The organism is Blautia stercoris, from assembly GCF_054657695.1.
Map to the genome: position 1 here is coordinate 813,196 of NZ_BAAHYF010000001.1, position 17,928 is coordinate 831,123.

The window sequence follows — 17,928 nt, forward strand, 5'->3', positions numbered from 1 at the left end:
AGGGGCACAATACGTAATATGTATGTGCCCCCTCTGTTTTATACAGCTTATACAGTTAAAATCTCTTTTGATTTTTCTTCTACTGCTTTGTCAATATTTTTCACAAACTTGTCTGTGAGTTTCTGGATTTTGTCTTCCAGTTCTTTGATTTCATCCTCAGACACATCCTGTTTTGCCAGTTTCTTATACGCATCGTTGGCATCTCTTCTGATATTGCGGACTGCAACTTTTGCAGCTTCCCCTTTTTTCTTTACATCTTTTACCAGTTCTTTTCTTCGTTCCTCTGTCAGCTCCGGTAATACCAGACGAATTATTTTTCCATCTGTATTTGGATTTAAGCCTAAATCAGAAGAAAGGATCGCTTTCTGAATTTCCTTGATTAAAGATGCTTCCCAAGGCTGAATCTGTATCATTCTTGCTTCCGGTACTGTAACATTTGCTACCTGCTGAAGTGGAGTTGGTGCTCCATAATAGTCTACTGTGATTTTATCTAAGATATGCGGATTTGCACGTCCTGCACGAACTGTGGACAGTTCTTTTTCCAGACTCTCAAGAGTCTTTGTCATCTTGCTTTCATATTTTTCAATTCTTTCGTCTGCCATATTAAAAAATCCCTCCTGCTTTTATACCAATACTTTTGTTCCTGTAAAGATTCCATGAGCAGTATTTACAATACTGTCTTTTTCATTTAAACCAAATACCAGCATCGGCATTTTATTGTCTCTGCATAAAATAGAAGCGGTCATATCTACAACCTGTAAATTCTTTGCGATGACTTCATCAATGCTGACTTCGTCATATTTCTTTGCTTCCGGATTTGTTTTCGGGTCACTGTCATAAACACCATCAATTGCTTTTGCAAGGAAGATAGTCTCTGCTTCAATTTCAATTGCACGAAGTACAGTTGCTGTATCCGTTGAAAAATACGGATGTCCGGTACCGCCAGCCATAAAAACAACCATATTTTTTTCAAAATATTTGTTTGCACGGTCTTTTGAGAATAATTTTGTAAAAGAACCACATTCAAACGGAGTCAGTACATTTGTCTTCATTCCTGCTGCACGGAAAATTTCTGACACATAAATACAATTCATAACAGTTGCCAGCATACCAATCTGGTCTGCTTTTGTACGGTCGATATTTTCGCTGGTACGGCCTCTCCAGAAATTACCGCCTCCAATTACGATTCCAACCTGAATTCCCTCGTCCACCAAAGTCTTTACCTGACGTGCCACTTCCATAACTGTTGCTTCGTCAAATCCTGTTTTTTTTGGACCTGCAAGTGCTTCTCCGCTTAATTTTAATAAAATTCTCTTCATGGTTTTTCCTCTTGTATTTCCTAATTTTTTATTCCGACAGTCTTAAGGATTTCTTCCATTCTTAAATCTGCCTTTTTGCATATCCTGACCTAAGTATACCTGTAAACTTAAGCGATTTCAAGGAATTTTTCTATAAACTCTGAAACAGACTCCAGTATCCCTGGAAAAAGATATACAGTACAATCAACGGCAGAATATAGTTCAGATAAAAACGAATTTTTTTCGGGAAAGAAATTCCTGCTCCTGTATTTGCTTCTTTTAAGAAGTTGTCCCATCCCCATCCATAACGAGAGACACAAAACATCAGATAAACTAAAGAACCAAGTGGTAATAAATTATTACTTACCAGGAAATCTTCAAATCCCATAATATCTTTTCCAAGAATCGTAAAGTCACTCCAGATGGTCATTCCAAAGATACATGGCAGGGATAAAACAAATACTGCAATCATATTGACAAAACTTGCCTTTTTAAGCCCCCATCCCCATAAATCTTGTGCAAATGCAATGATATTCTGGAATACTGCAATGATTGTAGATAACGCTGCAAATGTCATAAATAAGAAGAAGAATGTTCCCCAGACTCTTCCACCTGCCATTGCGTTAAATACGTTTGGCAGAGTTACAAATACCAGTCCCGGTCCTTCTCCAGGGTCTACGCCAAAAGCAAAACAGGCCGGGAAAATAATCAATCCCGCAACAATTGCAACAAAGGTATCCAAAATTGTAATACTGATAGCTTCTCCGGTCAGTTTTCTTTCTTTTCCAATATAGCTTCCAAAAATTGCAAGTGCACCGATTCCAAGGCTTAAAGTAAAGAACGCCTGCCCCATCGCTGCAAATACAACTTCTGTGACATTATATTCTGTCAGCTTCTTAAAATCCGGAAGCAAGTAGAACTTTAATCCCTCTGATGCACCATCTAACGTACAGGAGCGGACTGCCAGCACCAACATCAATGCCAGAAGCACTACCATCATGACTTTAGTAATCTTCTCTACACCATTTTGCAGTCCAAGAGAGCAGACTAAAAATCCAAGTACAACAATCACAAACATCCAGAAAATCATGCTGTTTTTGCTTGTGGAAACCTCTCCAAATACCCTGCTGATTTGTTCTGCATTTAATCCGACAAAATCACCTTTTGCCATCTTAAAGAAATACTGAAGCATCCAGCCTCCGATGGTTGTATAAAACATCATTAACAGATAATTTCCCGCCATACCAAAATAACGGTAAACATGCCACTTACTTCCCTTTTTCTCAAGTACATTAAAGGAAGTTGCAATACTTTTCTGACTTGCACGTCCGACTGCAAATTCCATAACCATGATCGGCAGTCCTAAAATTGCAAGAAAGAATAAGTAAATCAGTACGAATGCCGCTCCGCCATATTTTCCCGAAATATATGGAAAACGCCATACGTTTCCAAGCCCGATTGCACATCCTGCCGAAATCAGAATAAATCCGAGTCTGGAAGAAAACTTTTCTCGTTTCATATTCAGTAAAACCTCCTACTTTTCTTTTTTGACTGAAAACAATATATTATATCATGTTTTCTACTTACTTTCAATGCAGCCGATATTTTTAATTAACACGGAAATCGTCCCATCCGAATTGGTAATAAACTCTATTCTGTCTTTATTGTTATATTCTTCCATGGGAATTTTCAATTCAATACCCGTGTCCGTCATCAGATGCTGTTTGGTAAATTTTTTCGTCGTTGTCGGATTTTGCGGCTCTACAGTTGTATTTGCAAGATTGTATTTCTCTAATTTTTCTTCAACTTCTTTTCTCATATTAGGATGTTCTTTAAAAATTTTATCCATTACAACCGGTACATCAAGTACTCCATCTTTAGAAAACTCTTCATTGATAATACTCTTTGTCTCCATCTGGACTTCAAACTGTTCGGATTCATGATAAAATTTTTTCTGAACCTCGGATACTGCTTTGCTGACAAGATTTAACCGGCTTTTTGCGGAAAGCGATGCCTTGCATTTTAAGAATAACTTTGAAAAATAATAGGATTTGACACCATTTATCTCATACTTCTTTTCGGTCAAACGCACATATTGAGGGGCTTCAAAATCGAGGAGAGCTGCCTCTGAAAGTTTCTGGTTTTCCCCTGGCAAAATCGCTTTTTGTCTGATAATCTCATTATTATTTCCCCACGGATCCGAATTGGTCAAATGAGTGTAAAAACTCTTATAATCCATTTTTAAAATTGCAAGATATTTTCGTTTTTCCAATTCATATTCTGCTATTATTAAATCGGCCTGTGGAATTTCAATATTCTGATTCATAATCGTAAATAATTCTTCCGCTATTTTTTTTGAGAGATCTACAAAATTTTCACTGTTCCATTCTTGAAGATAACTATAAATTGCAGACTCTTCTTCAAATACGCATCTTCTGATATCATCACTGTTATCTGTCTTAAAGATATGTGCTTTGATAAAATCAGCAAAGTCTGAACCATAATCTAATACTGTGTCAGAAAGCACAGGCATCCCAACGGTAGAATCTAAGATGTGTACAATAACCTGCCCAACTCTAATCTCTTCTTTATTTGCTATCATTTCTTTTTTCTCCTCTATTTTCTCTATCTTTTATTCTGTAATTGCAGTTTACTTTTTTGAATGCTATAATCTATACAAACTATACAAATATGAAGGAGTTTTTCTATTATGAAAACTAAATCTTTCAAAAGCTCTCTGCTTTTATTTCTCGCCGCTTTTATCTGGGGCGTTGCTTTTGTCGCCCAAAGTGTTGGAATGGACTACGTCGGTCCTTTTACTTTTAATGCTGTTCGTTGTTTTGTTGGCAGTCTCGTTTTGATTCCTGTTATCTTCTGGAACCAAAAACGTACTGCAAAAAAAGTTGACAAAGATACTTTGCATGACCGGCCAAAAGAGAGCATTCTTGGAGGTATCTCCTGTGGTATTCTGTTTTTTATTGCGACTTCTTTGCAACAAATCGGAATTTTATATACTTCAGTCGGAAAAGCCGGATTTATTACCGCACTTTATATCGTGATCGTTCCGATTCTGGGTATCTTTTTGAAACGAAAAGTAAATTTAAAAATCTGGATTAGTGTATTGATTGCCCTTGTTGGTCTTTATCTGTTATGTATGAGTGGAAGTCTTACACTTACCAAAGGAGATGCCCTGATACTTCTTGGTGCCTTATTTTTCTCTTTTCACATTTTAGTAGTTGATTACTTTTCCTCTAAAGTAAGCGGAGTCAAACTCTCCTGTATCCAGCTTTTTATTGCCTCAATGTTATCTGCGATTCCAATGTTCGTGCTGGAAAATCCAAAGCTTTCCAGTATCTGTGCAGCCTGGGCACCGATTTTATACGCCGGAATCCTTTCCTGCGGTGTTGCTTATACCCTACAGATTATCGGCCAGAGAAATTTAAATCCAACCATTGCCTCTTTAATTTTAAGTCTGGAATCTGTCATCTCTGTCCTTGCCGGATGGGTGATTTTACATCAGACTTTAAGCACACGGGAGTTGATTGGCTGTGTCCTTATGTTCGCTGCGATTTTATTAGCTGAACTTTAAACCTTAACATACAAACCGGACAGGAAAACCCGTCCGGTTATTTTTTTACCTATCAGAGATAGCTCTTTTTTCTTCTTAATACTCAATCAATACCGGTCTGACCGGAGAGCCATCAAGCCCTTCCATTTTCATCGGCAGAGCACTTAAAAAATACGTTCCTTGTGTCACTTCTCCTAACACTAACCCTTCTAAAATTACAATTTCAGCTGAAAGTAAAGTCTGATGCACCGCTTTTTGCGTTCCTTTTCCTCCAACGGTCTGACTTTCTACTCCAATCAAATCCAGTCCGGCCTCTACGCATACTTTTGCACTTTCCGGTGTCAGAAGAATTTCTCCTTTGATTAAAAGCTTCTTTGTACCATCTGCTAATAAAGCTTCCATCTCTTCTTTTCCGATTACACCCTCAGCTTTTATCACTTTACATTCACCCAGACATTTTTCAAGTGGAATCTGGTCAACTCCATGTTTGCCTTCACAGAAATGTTTCGGTGCATCTAAGTGTGTTCCATTATGACTTCCAAAAGAAAGAATGGTAAGATTACAGTCATCTCCCTTTTTAATTTCATAGAATGGAGTTTTTGACGGTGCCGGGTCTCCCGGATAAACCGGTGTGGAAAATAACTCTTTTCCAATATCATGGAATCTGGCTTTTTTACTGACTCCCAAAAATTCTCCGAGTTCTTCTACCGTCTGTACTACCTTTATCGCACCTGCTGATTCTAATTCTTCTGTTCCGCCATATCCATAAGCGACTCCAATACAATCAAGCCGAGACGCCGTCGCACCAGCCACATCATATTTTCTGTCACCAATCATGACAACACCTTTTCGTTTTTCTGCTTCAAAAAATCCTAGTTTTTTTAATGCAATTTCAATCACATCTGATTTTGTCATTCTTGGAAAATTGACATCACTACCCTCGATGACATCAAAATATTCATTGAGTTCAAAGTGTTCAAGCACTGCATCTACCATTCCCTGTGGTTTGGAAGAAGCAACTGCCAGTTTGTAGCCTTTTTTCTTTAATTTTGGCAGAAGCTTGCGAATCCCCTTATAAGGTTTATTCTCATAATATCCAACCACATTGTAACGTTCTCTATAGTAGGCAACGCCCTGTTCTGCTTCCGGTTCCTCAATCTGACAGTATTCCATTAACTGTTCTAAAAGCGGTGGTCCAACAAAAACTTCTAATTTTTTCAAATCTTCCGCAAGAGATTCATACCCCATTTTTCTTAATGCATACTGAATGGATTTTGTAATTCCCTCTCCTGATGCTGTCAATGTTCCATCTAAATCAAAAAGTAATGCCTGATACATCTTTGCCCTCCCATTTTCTTTCATACATCTTATTTTTTACTGTCTCTGTTTCTTCTTGAGAGACAGTTTTTTACATTTTTCTGTTGTCCTATTATACCTTGATATACGAAATTTTGGAAGTCCAAACCATCTTATTTCTTCGATCAATCATTTTGCAATTATTTTGGTTTTTGTAACCTGTTTTTCTTATTTTTCTTCTTTTAAATCCGCATTCTGCTTTACAATTTCCATAATTTCCTGATATTTTCCGGTTATATATCCATAATTATCCGGATTATGCGGAAGCGCACAGTTACTGCAGTCTTTGATTCCATCTCTCGTAAACTGGAAATTTCCTCCACATTTATCTCCTAATGCGTACAGGGGACAATAACAGAACAGACAATTGAATTTTTCCGGATGTTTCGTCTGATGACATGGAAAAAATTCACATTCTTTATTACAGAAAAATGCATAATGCTTTCCCTCCCAATAGTTTGCCACTCTCATTTTTGCCTTCTTTCTCTGCCTTTTTTATGCAGTTTTATTTTATTTTCATCATACCATTTTTATTTTCCAAACTCAACTATGTTACCATTTTCATTGTTTAAATTTTCTGGATTCAATTTTTTTTGAAATAGATCTGGATTTTTTTATCTTTTTATGAGACAATAATGAAGAATAGGACGTTAAATTTCTAACGCACTTGAATTATATATTCTTGAAAGGAGTTTTAAAATGATTTATTCACACGAAGTAGAAACAATGTGTCCGGTACATCAGGGTGTAAACCACGGCGCAGCTCCAATCCCAGAAGAAGCAAAATGGGTAAAAGCAAAAGAAATCAAAGACATCTCAGGTTTTACTCATGGTATAGGCTGGTGTGCTCCTCAGCAGGGTACATGTAAATTAACCTTAAATGTAAAAGATGGTATTATTCAGGAAGCTTTAGTTGAAACAATCGGATGTTCCGGTATGACTCATTCTGCAGCTATGGCATCTGAAATTTTACCAGGAAGAACAATTCTTGAAGCTCTTAACACAGACCTTGTATGTGATGCAATTAACACAGCTATGAGAGAACTGTTCTTACAGATTGTATACGGAAGAAGCCAGAGTGCTTTCTCTGAAAATGGTCTGACAATCGGTGCCGGTCTTGAAGATTTAGGTAAAGGTCTTCGTTCTCAGGTTGGTACTATGTACGGAACTCTTGCAAAAGGACCTCGTTATCTGGAAATGACAGACGGTTATGTAACAGGTGTTGCTCTTGACGAAGATGATGAAATCATTGGATACAAATTCATCAACTTCGGTAAAATGATGGACTTCATCAAAGCTGGTGATGATGCAAATACTGCATTTGAAAAAGCTCAGGGACAGTATGGCCGTGTTGACGATGCAGTGAGAATCATCGACCCAAGAAAAGAATAATTTCTGACGACTGATTACATAATTTATTTTTATCACTGCGACTGTCATAGAAAGAATAGGAGGATAAATTAATGGCTTTATTTGAATCATATGAAAGAAGAGAGAAGCAAGTTCTTGCTGCTCTGAACAAATACGGTATCAATACCATTGAAGAAGCTGCAGAAGTAACAAAAGCTGCAGGTCTTGATGTTTACAAAATGGTAGAAGGCATTCAGCCTATCTGCTTCGAAAATGCTAAATGGGCTTACACAGTAGGCGCTGCTATCGCAATCAAAAAAGGCTGCAGAAAAGCTGCTGACGCTGCTGCTGCAATCGGCGAAGGTCTTCAGTCTTTCTGTATTCCTGGTTCTGTTGCTGACCAGCGTAAAGTAGGTCTTGGACATGGTAACTTAGGAAAAATGCTTCTTGAAGAAGATACAAAATGTTTCGCATTCTTAGCTGGTCACGAATCTTTCGCTGCTGCTGAAGGTGCTATCGGTATCGCTGAAAAAGCAAACAAAGTTCGTAAAGAGCCTCTGCGTGTTATCTTAAACGGTCTTGGAAAAGATGCTGCTCAGATTATTGCACGTATCAACGGATTTACTTATGTTGAAACAGAATATGATTACTATACAGGCGAATTAAAAGAAGTATTCAGAAAACCTTATTCTACAGGACTTCGTGCAAAAGTTAACTGCTACGGTGCAAATGATGTTCGTGAAGGTGTTGCTATCATGTGGAAAGAAGACGTTGATGTTTCTATCACAGGTAACTCCACTAACCCGACAAGATTCCAGCATCCAGTTGCAGGTACTTACAAAAAAGAACGTATCGAAGCTGGTAAAAAATACTTCTCCGTTGCTTCTGGCGGTGGTACAGGACGTACTCTTCACCCAGACAACATGGCAGCAGGTCCTGCTTCTTACGGTATGACTGATACACTTGGACGTATGCATTCTGATGCTCAGTTTGCTGGTTCTTCTTCTGTACCGGCTCACGTAGAAATGATGGGATTAATCGGTGCCGGTAACAACCCAATGGTTGGTATGACTGTAGCCGTAGCTGTAGCCGTAGAAGAAGCTGCTAAAGCTGGTAAATTCTAATAACTCCTTTAAAATTAAGGATTTTTATCTAACAAAAAAGGTTACCACCGTACTTCTGCGGTGATAACCTTTTTTTATTTCTGTTCTCTGCTTATTGATTTTTACTTATCATTTACTTTCTCTTCTAACTGAACATAAGCATTCCATAATTTTGAAATTGTCTGTTCCTGAACTTTACAGGCTTCTCTTAAATTTTCTATCTCTTTTTTTAAACGGTCATTTTCTTCTTCTAATAATTCCATCTTTTTCTCTATCATATCTCTATCTCCTCCAAATAATCAAAATACATTCCTTATTATATCTCCTGCATTACACTTTGTAAAGTATTTCTTTTTTCATTTTTTTATGTAATGTTTTTCATTTATGCAAACGCATGCCCATTTCAACTATTCGGAACCATATAAGTTCTAAGTCCTTTCATCAAATCCATCGCTTTTCCATCGATAACCAAATCTGCCTTTCCATCTGCAAAATGGTCCTGATCATTCATCAGAATAATCTTTTCCCCCTTAAAGTACTTCGTAAACATACTTCCCAGCTCAGAACGCATCGAGCAGCCCAGCATCAGCAGAACATCTGCACTTGAAACCTCATCTACTGCTTTTGTAAGCAGACGATTATCTATCATCTCCCCTTTCAGGTAAATTTCCGGACGGATAATCGAACCGCACTTTTCGCAATATGGAAGCCCGCTTCTTTCTCTTTCCTGCAAAGCTTTCAACGGATATTTTTTCCTACATCTTGGACAAATATTTCGATAAATACTTCCATGGATTTCCAGTACATTTTTACATCCTGCACGTTTCGGCAGAGAGTAGATGTCTCTTGTTACAATTGATTTTAAAATTCCCATCTCTTCCAGCTGACCAAGCAGTTTTAAACCCTCATTTATTCTACCTCTTTTGCTGAGAACTTCATTTTTATAAAATTCATAAAACTGAGATGGTCTGGTGTTGTAAAACGCTGCACTAAACAATTCTTCTGGAGAATACCCATATCGACTCTCGATATCATAAGCATCCTCCGGCTCCCCTATGTTCGTACATCCACTTTGATAACTCACCCTCATTCCAAGAAGACACACCAGATATTTACTTTCTTTGATGATTTGAGACGCACGTTGTAATTTTTCTTCTCGTGTCATTTTGCCCACCCCTTTCTATATGGGCTATTATACTATATTTTCAGCAAGATTGGTGCACAAACTTAATCTTTAAAACACTTTTTTTCTGCTATATTTTTCAATTTTTTTATTAATTTTTCAATTTTTTATTAATTTCTGTTGATTATCTATGCAATTAAAATTTTATTGTCCTTCTTTTTCCCAAAATCCTAATTCTGGTTTCTATAGAATGACAAAACTTTTTTCTGATAAACCAGAAAAGTATCTGCAGGGACTTTTTTGATTTTTTGTCCTATACAGATACTTTTCTTTTTTACCAGATATTCATACGGACTTTTTTTCCTGCCCGCTCCAAATGTTCTTTTAATTTATAAGTCAGCCGAAGCTTTTCACTCGAATCAATATTCAGCTCTTTATAAGCTGGATTTCTTGCATTTCCAAAGAAAATATTGATTTCGGAAGAACGTTCAAATAATTCCACTGCCAGTTTTGCAGCGGCATCTTTTTGTTTTGAGATACTTATCACAGCCATACTGTCAGACAGCCATCGGTTTGAATAGGCGACAAGCTGTTTTAAGGTCAAATAACCTTCTGTTACCATATCAACCCCTTTTAAGGTAGACATCGCCGGAACTGCATCTGTTTCTGACCCCTTAATTGTTACGACTTCTTCTCCCAGATAGTTTGCCACAAATTTTGCAGTTGTTCCGCCACACACAATATGTTGCCCTTCTTCTTCAAAAAAGACCCTTAAAAAATCCTCGTCTTTTTCCATTTTACTTGGAGGGCCAATCATCAGATTCGTAACTAACGGTTCGCAAAGACGGATTGTAAGCACCGTAATATCGTCATCTGTTTCATTTAAATTCAAATCCACACAGGCTTCTGCAATATCAACCGCCATACGCTGAGCGCTCAGATTCGGTCTATACTTCTGTTCACAAAACTTTTCAACTTCTTCATAGCCCCATCCTCCATTGGTTGTCTTCCCCATTCCGGCATTTGTTACTCCATCTGACATCAAGATCAGCATGTCGTCTTTTTGTAAATCAAACTCTGCTTCACGGATTTCTTTCTCATTAATCAAATGAATCTGCTCTTCGTAATGAAATACTTTTCCTTTGCGAAGCAAAATCAATCCCGGATTATCATAAGTTGCAAGATAAACATGCCTTCCTGTAATCTTCATAGCAAGAAATGTAGCATAAGCAAGCTGTCTTTCGTGACACACAGGAAGTGCCTCTGCAATCGTTTTTACCGCTTCTTCCAGATGAATTTTCTTTATCATCATAGTACAAAGCATTTTTGCCGTCAATGTTGCTAAGATATTTGCTTTTACACCGCTTCCGAGTCCGTCAGAGAGTACTAAAACGGTATCAGACCCTCTTTCTTCCATGATATAAAAATCTCCACACAATGATTCTTTTTTCTTATTTAGGCTGACATGAGCAAAATCCGCAAACAGATTGTCAAAATACACTCTCATAACCAAACCTCCGGTTTTTCACGTTTCTCTTCTTTTTTCTCTGCAAGAATTGTCTCTTTTAAGTTTTCTACGGCAACCTTGGTATCTGCCGCTGTTTCTCCCAACAATTCTGCAATCTTATGTACAATCCGAAGCTGTTCATCTGCCAGTTTATCTGCCATCCTTGCTGCCACAATACGGGTTCTTTGAATTTCCTGCTGCTGTGCAATTTCTTTTGTTACATTTTTCATAATACAGATAATCAGACCATTGCTTTTATCATAAGTCAGCACACGGTCTAAATAAACCTTAAATTCTTCTACAAAAATCTGATCCTGTGAGAATGTTTTTCCATAAGACAGCATATTTACAAAAGCATAGTCATCCATCAATTCACTGACAGGCTGTCCAATAATAGATTTCTTTCTTCGGATATCAAATAAGTCCATTGCTGCTTTATTTAATTGGATGACGTTTAATTCTGTATTTACTGTCACAAGCATACCAGGCATCGCATTGATAATCTTATTCGCATAACTGGCTTCGCGCTCTCTCATATAAGGCATACACATCGAAACCTCTGCCTTATTCTGGAAAATCGCAATCGCTTTTTCACGACAGGTATTGTAACCACACGCTCCGCAGTTTAATTCCTTTAACGGACTTGTCTTGCCCATTTTTACCAGAATTTCATGCAGTTCTTCTTCCGTTGGATACGATTCCTCCACAACTCGTCCAATAATCCCACGGCTCATATTAATTTCTTCGGAAATATCAAAATCTTTGCCGTTTTCTATATTTGAGGCATCGGAAATCGAAGCTTTTTCCAGTTCAAGCTGACTCTGAAGCCGGCAGACTTTACTTGTCTGGAAAGACGGACCACCGATACAGCCCCCATCGCAGGCATTTAATTCCAAAAAGCAATGATGGATATTCCCTTCTTTTAATTCATTTAAAACCCGAATACAGTTATCGATTCCTTCTATGTTCATATAGCTGTATTTCGGATTTTTTTTCATAATCCGGCTCATACCTCCCCCAAGCGCACGCATACGGGACAATCGCGGTTCTACATTCTCTTTCTCATCTTCAATACACATCTGATTTTCTGCAAGCCAGTCATCTAATTCATCAAATGAAATAACATAAGACACGTCATTAATCTGTTCATTTAATTCTGCAATCGGAGAAATACATGGACTGATATAGACAAGCGTACATTCTCGATTCTGCTCTTTTAAATATTTTCCATGTGCCTGCATTGGCGATAATACGGAAAGCAGGGAATCCATCAATTCTGGGTAATGAATCTTAACCAAACGGACAACCGACGGACAGATAGAGCTAATCATAACATCCTTCTCTCCCTCTTCAAGCAACCTTTCATATTCTCGTTTCACCAGATAAGCTCCCTCTGCACCTTCACGTACATCTGAAAATCCCAGCTCTAACAGAGCTTTTCTAAGAGAAGGAAAACTTCCGGCTCCATACTTTGCAATATAAGCAGAGTTTACACTTGCTACAAGCTCTCTTCCCTCCACAATCATTCTCTTTAAACTTGGAACATCATTTTTCTCAGCCTTGGCGTGCTGGGGACAGACAATGGTGCATTTTTCACATAAAATACAGGCATCCTGCATAATCTGAGCCTGATGATTTTTTACCCGAATTGCTTTTACCGGACAATTTCTGACACATTTATAACAGTTTTTACAATCCACAGGTTTGAATCTTAAAATCCACATGGCGCTCTCTCCTTTGGTGATTTCTACTAATTTTTATGTATTTATTATACACGTCTCAGCAATACTACACAAGGAAATATTCTGGATTTCTCATAGCCATTGAAGTTTTTACATACCTGCCGATTTCTCTTAGACTTTATCAGATTCCAAACAGCCCATACCGGATTCCAACTAAAACCAAAATATGAACCGGATAAAACCAGTAGAAAAAGTATTTGAAAGAGTGTCCTCTCCCTCTTTGATGGTTATATAAATTAATTGACAAAAAGGCAAAACAAGCGGGTGCTTCCCATAAAAGTGCCAGACAGCCTGCAATCGTTTTTTCCACGGACTGATAATAAAATAAATAAAAAATCAGAATTAAAATAATTCCCTTCCAGCCATAATCACTCCTTGCCAGATATCCGGTCAACACTCCAAGTCCTGCTGCAACAGCCATCCATGCCGGATTTTTCCGGCGCAGTACCTCCATCGCCCAAATTGTCAAAAATCCGATGAACAACGTCACCATTACATTTTGATAGGTAAACTCCAAAATCGAACTGCGAAACGCTAAATCAAAGGGAACCTCTGACACAAGTGCAAAGATTCCCAGACGAAGTGCATATTTTTTTCGATTCGATGTATGGAAAAAACCTTCTACTAATAAAAAGCAAAAAATTGGAAATGCAACTCTCCCAATTCGTCTCATCCAAATGTCTGCATACCAGACTGCATGAGTGACAGAATAAGAAAATGCACCCGAAAGCTGTTGATTATAGGCTTTGATAAATCCGTTTTCAAATAAAACGGCTCCAATATGGTCAATCAGCATCGTTACAATCGCAATCCATTTTAACGTACTCCCTGATAAAACCGGAGGCAGCAGCTGTTTTTTAGAAAATTTCCATTCCATAAAACCCTCTTTTCGTTTTTAATTCATCCTCGGAAAATTCCAAGAGTACATCTTACTGTTTTTCAACTATTTCATTTTTGTTTTTATAAATACTGTCTGCCGGAACAACACCTCGTACAGAAGAAAGTGGATAAATGTTAGAATGACTTCCCACTACTGTTCCTGGATTTAAGACAGAGCCACAGCCAACTTCCACTTCATCACCAAGCATTGCACCGAACTTTTTCAGCCCGGTTTCAATCTGCGTATCTTTTGCTTTTACAATAACCAGCTTCTTGTCAGATTTCACATTAGAGGTAATCGAACCTGCGCCCATATGAGATTTATATCCTAAAATAGAATCTCCTACATAATTATAATGTGGAACTTGTACCTTATTAAATAAAATTACATTTTTTAACTCTGTAGAATTTCCAACCACTGCTCCCTCTCCCACTAATGCATTTCCGCGGATAAAAGCGCAGTGACGAACTTCTGCCTCTTTTCCGATAATCGCCGGTCCATTGATAAATGCAGTCGGTGCTACTTTTGCAGATTTTGCCACCCAGACATTTTCTCCACGTTTTTCATATTCTTCCTCACTTAAGGTACTGCCAAGTTTTACAATAAATTCGCTAATCAGAGGCAGTACTTCCCATGGATACGTCTTGCTTTCTAATAATTCTTTTGCGAGTGTCTGATTTAAATCCTGATACAATTCACTGATTTTTAACTGTTCCATTTGTTTTCTCCTTTTTCTGGCTTTTCTTTTTTCCTGACTGATAATAAACCGATGCCTCATCAAAAAATCTTCTGAGGGCGAACTGATTTCTAAGTCCAAGTACCGCATTGGTTCTCACTGTAATAAATTGTTCAAGTTTCTGCATGTATTCATCCGGTGTAATCTGTCCCTCTGCCACAAACGTCAGCCCTTTTTCCCAGCTTGCAGTCAACTCTGGATTTAACAGCGGTCGAATTGAGACATTGACGACATCAAAAATCATTTCCCCAAGCTGAGTCGGCGTAATCACCTGCGTCTTTTTATTTAAAGAAAGATAAGAAATCATCATTAATTTCTTTAAAATCTCTGCTCTTGTGGCACTTGTTCCAATTCCGCTTCCCTTTATCTGGGCACGCAGTTCTTCATCTTCAATTAACTGACCTGCGTTTTCCATTGCCAGTATCATCGAACCGGAAGTATAACGTTTCGGAGGAGATGTTTCCCCCTCTTTAATCTGATAGCCTTTTACCTGCAAAATGCTTCCTTTTTTCAGACTCTGAAGAACACTTAAAAATGTCTTATCTTCCATCTGCTCGCCTTCTTTTGCATCCGTTTCCACTTTTTCTGCCTTCTTTTTGGCAAAGGAATTTTGTGTTACTTTCAAGTAACCTTCCTCTATCAGAATCCGAAATGAAGAAAACAGCCGTTCTTCTTTTGTAACGGATATCAGACTGACTTTTTGGTAAACTGCGGGTGGATAGAAAACACTTAAAAATCTGCGTACAATCGTTTCATAAACGTTTTCTGAAGCCAGAGAAAGACTTCTTAGCGCATTCATTCCCTGTCCGGTCGGTATAATTGCATAATGGTCGGTAATCTGTTTGTCATTGACATATCTTGTCTTTGCAATTCCTTTATAACTGCCCTGATTTAAAATTTCTGTTGCAAATTCTCCAGCCTTGGTATAACTTTGAAGTCCTCGAAGATTTTTATAAATTTCTTTTGCAACTGCTGTAGACAGCACACGGGCATCTGTTCTCGGATAAGTGACCAGTTTTTTCTCATACAATTCCTGCACGATTTTAAGCGTTTCATCCGGACTGATTTTAAACAATCTGGAACACTCATTTTGAAGTTCTGCAAGGTTAAATAAAAACGGCGGATTTTTATTTTCTTTTTTACGTTCAATTTTTTCAATCACAGCCTGACAAGGTGATTCCGTCGATAAAATCCCTACCAGCTCTTCGGCATCTTTTTTCTCTTTGAAACCATTTTCTTTATAAAGTTTTGGAGATTCAAAATACCGGCTGCCTTTTACCGCACGCCATTCTCCATCAAATTTTCCGACTCCATCTTCTGTCTCCAATGAAGCCACAACCCGATAAAATGGTGTCTTTACAAAACTACGGATTTCCCGTTCTCTTCTGACAACCATTCCCAACACACAGGTCATCACTCGTCCAACCGATATTGCCTGATACCGTGTCCCAAGATAAGAAGACACCGCATTTCCATATTTTAGGGATAACAGTCTGGAGAAATTAATTCCCATCAGATAATCTTCTTTTGCGCGCAGATATGCCGATTCCGATAAATTATCGTACTCTGAAATATCTTTCGCCTCAGAAATTCCTCTTAAAATCTCTTCTTCGGTCTGAGAATCAATCCAGACTCTCTTTTGTGTTTTCTCTTTTACACCTGCCATCATTGCAACCAGACGATAGATATATTCTCCTTCACGTCCAGAGTCGGTACAGACATAAATCGTCTCAACATCCTCTCGATTTAAAAGCCCGCTTACAATCTCAAACTGTTTTTTTACTGCAGGGATTACTTCATACTTAAATTCTTCTGGCAAAAATGGCAGGGTTTCCAGCGTCCATCTTTTGTATTTGATATCATATTTTTCCGGATAACTCATTGTCACAAGATGTCCCACACACCAGGTAACCACGGCATGTTCTGACTCAAGATATCCATCTTTTCTTGTCATTGATTCTTTCAGCGCCTTTGCAAACTCTTGTGCCACACTGGGTTTTTCTGCTATAAATAATGATTTGCCCATAAACTCCTCTTTCACGCAATCAGACCGGAGGGAGTTCTCCGGCCTGATGTATTTTTTTGCTCTCGTTATTTATCTCTTATTATTTCTTTGTGATAAATCCTTTTGCTTTTAAGGTTTCTGCACACAGAACAGCTCCACCTGCTGCTCCACGTACTGTGTTATGAGAAAGACCAACAAATTTATAATCATAAACCGTATCTTCTCTTAAACGTCCAACGCTTACGCCCATTCCGTTTTCATAGTTTACATCTAAAGTAACCTGTGGACGATTATCCTCTTCCATGTAACGGATAAACTGCTTTGGAGCACTTGGAAGGTCTAATTCCTGTGGAACACCTTTGAAGTTTACTAATTTTTCAATCAGCTGTTCTTTCGTTGGTTTCTTTCTGAATTTTACAAATACAGCTGCTGTATGTCCGTTTAATACCGGAACACGGATACACTGTGTTGTGATAACCGGTTCAGATGCTTTTACAATCACACCATCTTTGATTTCGCCCCACAGACGAAGTGGTTCCTGTTCACTCTTTTCTTCTTCTCCACCGATGTATGGAATGATGTTTTCTACCATTTCCGGCCAGTCTTTAAATGTTTTTCCTGCTCCGGAAATTGCCTGATAAGTAGTTGCAACCACTTCATAAGGTTCAAATTCTTTCCATGCTGTCAGTACCGGTGCATAACTCTGGATAGAGCAGTTTGGTTTTACTGCTACGAAACCTCTTGTTGTTCCAAGACGTTTTTTCTGGAATTCGATGACATCAAAGTGCTGTGGATTGATTTCCGGAACTACCATAGGAACATCTGGTGTCCATCTGTGTGCACTGTTGTTGGAAACAACCGGTGTTTCTGTTTTTGCATATTCTTCTTCGATTGCTTTGATTTCTTCTTTGCTCATGTCTACAGCAGAAAATACAAAGTCAACAGTTGAAGCTACTTTTTCTACTTCTGCAACATTCATAACAACTAATTTTTTTACAGCTTCCGGCATTGGAGTATCCATTTTCCAACGCCCGCCAACTGCTTCTTCATAAGTTTTTCCTGCACTTCTTGCACTTGCAGCTAATGTTACCACTTCAAACCATGGATGGTTCTCTAACAGAGAGATAAATCTCTGTCCTACCATACCTGTTGCACCTAAAATACCAACTCTTAATTTTTCACTCATTATAAATTCTCCTTGCTTATCCAATTCTCTATTTTTTATGTATCGTGTTTTCCTTTCACGTACATTTGTATTTC

Annotated in this window: 17 protein-coding genes; 3 read left to right on the forward strand and 14 right to left on the reverse strand. The window is 38.1% G+C overall.

Annotation, left to right across the window (positions count from 1 at the left end):
• Positions 1-47 precede the first annotated feature (47 nt).
• The 4 genes from frr to ACYQ2D_RS03985 all read right to left on the reverse strand — a co-directional run bounded on the left by frr (position 48) and on the right by ACYQ2D_RS03985 (position 3,900).
• Positions 48-602: a ribosome recycling factor gene (gene frr, locus ACYQ2D_RS03970; RefSeq protein WP_022304119.1), complete on the reverse strand. Its 555-nt coding sequence runs from the start codon at positions 600-602 to the stop codon at positions 48-50.
• A 21-nt stretch (positions 603-623) separates the two neighbouring features.
• Positions 624-1,319 (reverse strand): UMP kinase, encoded by a 696-nt coding sequence (pyrH, locus tag ACYQ2D_RS03975; protein WP_022304118.1) that lies wholly within the window; start codon positions 1,317-1,319, stop codon positions 624-626.
• Positions 1,320-1,449: 130 nt separating this feature from the next.
• Complete coding sequence (locus ACYQ2D_RS03980) at positions 1,450-2,817, reverse strand: sodium-dependent transporter (protein WP_187558111.1); 1,368 nt, start codon at positions 2,815-2,817, stop codon at positions 1,450-1,452.
• 60 nt (positions 2,818-2,877) lie between these two features.
• A complete protein-coding gene (locus ACYQ2D_RS03985) occupies positions 2,878-3,900 on the reverse strand; it encodes a nucleoid-associated protein (protein ID WP_117456693.1) in 1,023 nt (340 codons plus the stop codon).
• Between the two features lie 108 nt (positions 3,901-4,008).
• Between ACYQ2D_RS03985 and ACYQ2D_RS03990 the strand changes: the two genes are divergently transcribed.
• Entirely contained in the window at positions 4,009-4,887 is an 879-nt protein-coding gene (locus ACYQ2D_RS03990; RefSeq protein ID WP_022303570.1) for a DMT family transporter, read from the forward strand.
• A gap of 75 nt (positions 4,888-4,962) precedes the next feature.
• Here the strand turns inward: ACYQ2D_RS03990 and ACYQ2D_RS03995 are convergent, their stop codons facing one another.
• Both ACYQ2D_RS03995 and ACYQ2D_RS04000 read right to left on the reverse strand, forming a co-directional pair.
• Positions 4,963-6,204 (reverse strand): HAD-IA family hydrolase, encoded by a 1,242-nt coding sequence (locus ACYQ2D_RS03995; protein WP_207726626.1) that lies wholly within the window; start codon positions 6,202-6,204, stop codon positions 4,963-4,965.
• A gap of 186 nt (positions 6,205-6,390) precedes the next feature.
• Positions 6,391-6,693 (reverse strand): cysteine-rich small domain-containing protein, encoded by a 303-nt coding sequence (locus tag ACYQ2D_RS04000; RefSeq protein WP_022303572.1) that lies wholly within the window; start codon positions 6,691-6,693, stop codon positions 6,391-6,393.
• 228 nt (positions 6,694-6,921) lie between these two features.
• Here ACYQ2D_RS04000 and ACYQ2D_RS04005 point away from each other — a divergent pair, with 228 nt between their 5' ends.
• Entirely contained in the window at positions 6,922-7,614 is a 693-nt protein-coding gene (locus ACYQ2D_RS04005) for an iron-sulfur cluster assembly scaffold protein (protein ID WP_022303573.1), read from the forward strand.
• A gap of 71 nt (positions 7,615-7,685) precedes the next feature.
• Positions 7,686-8,696, forward strand: coding sequence for a GGGtGRT protein (locus ACYQ2D_RS04010; protein ID WP_022303574.1), 1,011 nt, complete (start codon positions 7,686-7,688; stop codon positions 8,694-8,696).
• Positions 8,697-8,797: 101 nt separating this feature from the next.
• Here ACYQ2D_RS04010 and ACYQ2D_RS04015 read toward each other — a convergent pair whose 3' ends face one another.
• From ACYQ2D_RS04015 to asd, 8 genes are all read right to left on the reverse strand, one after another.
• Positions 8,798-8,953: a hypothetical protein gene (locus ACYQ2D_RS04015; RefSeq protein ID WP_187558113.1), complete on the reverse strand. Its 156-nt coding sequence runs from the start codon at positions 8,951-8,953 to the stop codon at positions 8,798-8,800.
• Between the two features lie 125 nt (positions 8,954-9,078).
• Positions 9,079-9,840: a Sir2 family NAD-dependent protein deacetylase gene (locus ACYQ2D_RS04020; RefSeq protein ID WP_459784715.1), complete on the reverse strand. Its 762-nt coding sequence runs from the start codon at positions 9,838-9,840 to the stop codon at positions 9,079-9,081.
• Between the two features lie 292 nt (positions 9,841-10,132).
• A complete protein-coding gene (locus tag ACYQ2D_RS04025) occupies positions 10,133-11,305 on the reverse strand; it encodes a PP2C family protein-serine/threonine phosphatase (protein ID WP_459784716.1) in 1,173 nt (390 codons plus the stop codon).
• Complete coding sequence (locus ACYQ2D_RS04030; protein WP_459784717.1) at positions 11,302-13,029, reverse strand: [Fe-Fe] hydrogenase large subunit C-terminal domain-containing protein; 1,728 nt, start codon at positions 13,027-13,029, stop codon at positions 11,302-11,304. The genes ACYQ2D_RS04025 and ACYQ2D_RS04030 overlap by 4 nt, the downstream gene beginning before the upstream one ends.
• Before the next feature lie 139 nt (positions 13,030-13,168).
• The gene (locus tag ACYQ2D_RS04035) at positions 13,169-13,924 is read right to left on the reverse strand and encodes a TraX family protein (RefSeq protein ID WP_459784718.1); all 756 of its coding nucleotides are present in this window, start codon (positions 13,922-13,924) and stop codon (positions 13,169-13,171) included.
• A gap of 52 nt (positions 13,925-13,976) precedes the next feature.
• Positions 13,977-14,645: an acyltransferase gene (locus tag ACYQ2D_RS04040; protein ID WP_459784719.1), complete on the reverse strand. Its 669-nt coding sequence runs from the start codon at positions 14,643-14,645 to the stop codon at positions 13,977-13,979.
• Positions 14,623-16,689, reverse strand: a complete 2,067-nt coding sequence (locus tag ACYQ2D_RS04045; protein ID WP_459784720.1) for a DNA topoisomerase — start codon at positions 16,687-16,689, stop codon at positions 14,623-14,625. Before ACYQ2D_RS04045 ends, ACYQ2D_RS04040 begins: the two co-directional genes overlap by 23 nt.
• Positions 16,690-16,768: 79 nt before the next feature.
• The gene (asd, locus tag ACYQ2D_RS04050) at positions 16,769-17,854 is read right to left on the reverse strand and encodes an aspartate-semialdehyde dehydrogenase (protein ID WP_117456685.1); all 1,086 of its coding nucleotides are present in this window, start codon (positions 17,852-17,854) and stop codon (positions 16,769-16,771) included.
• Positions 17,855-17,928: the final 74 nt, after the last annotated feature.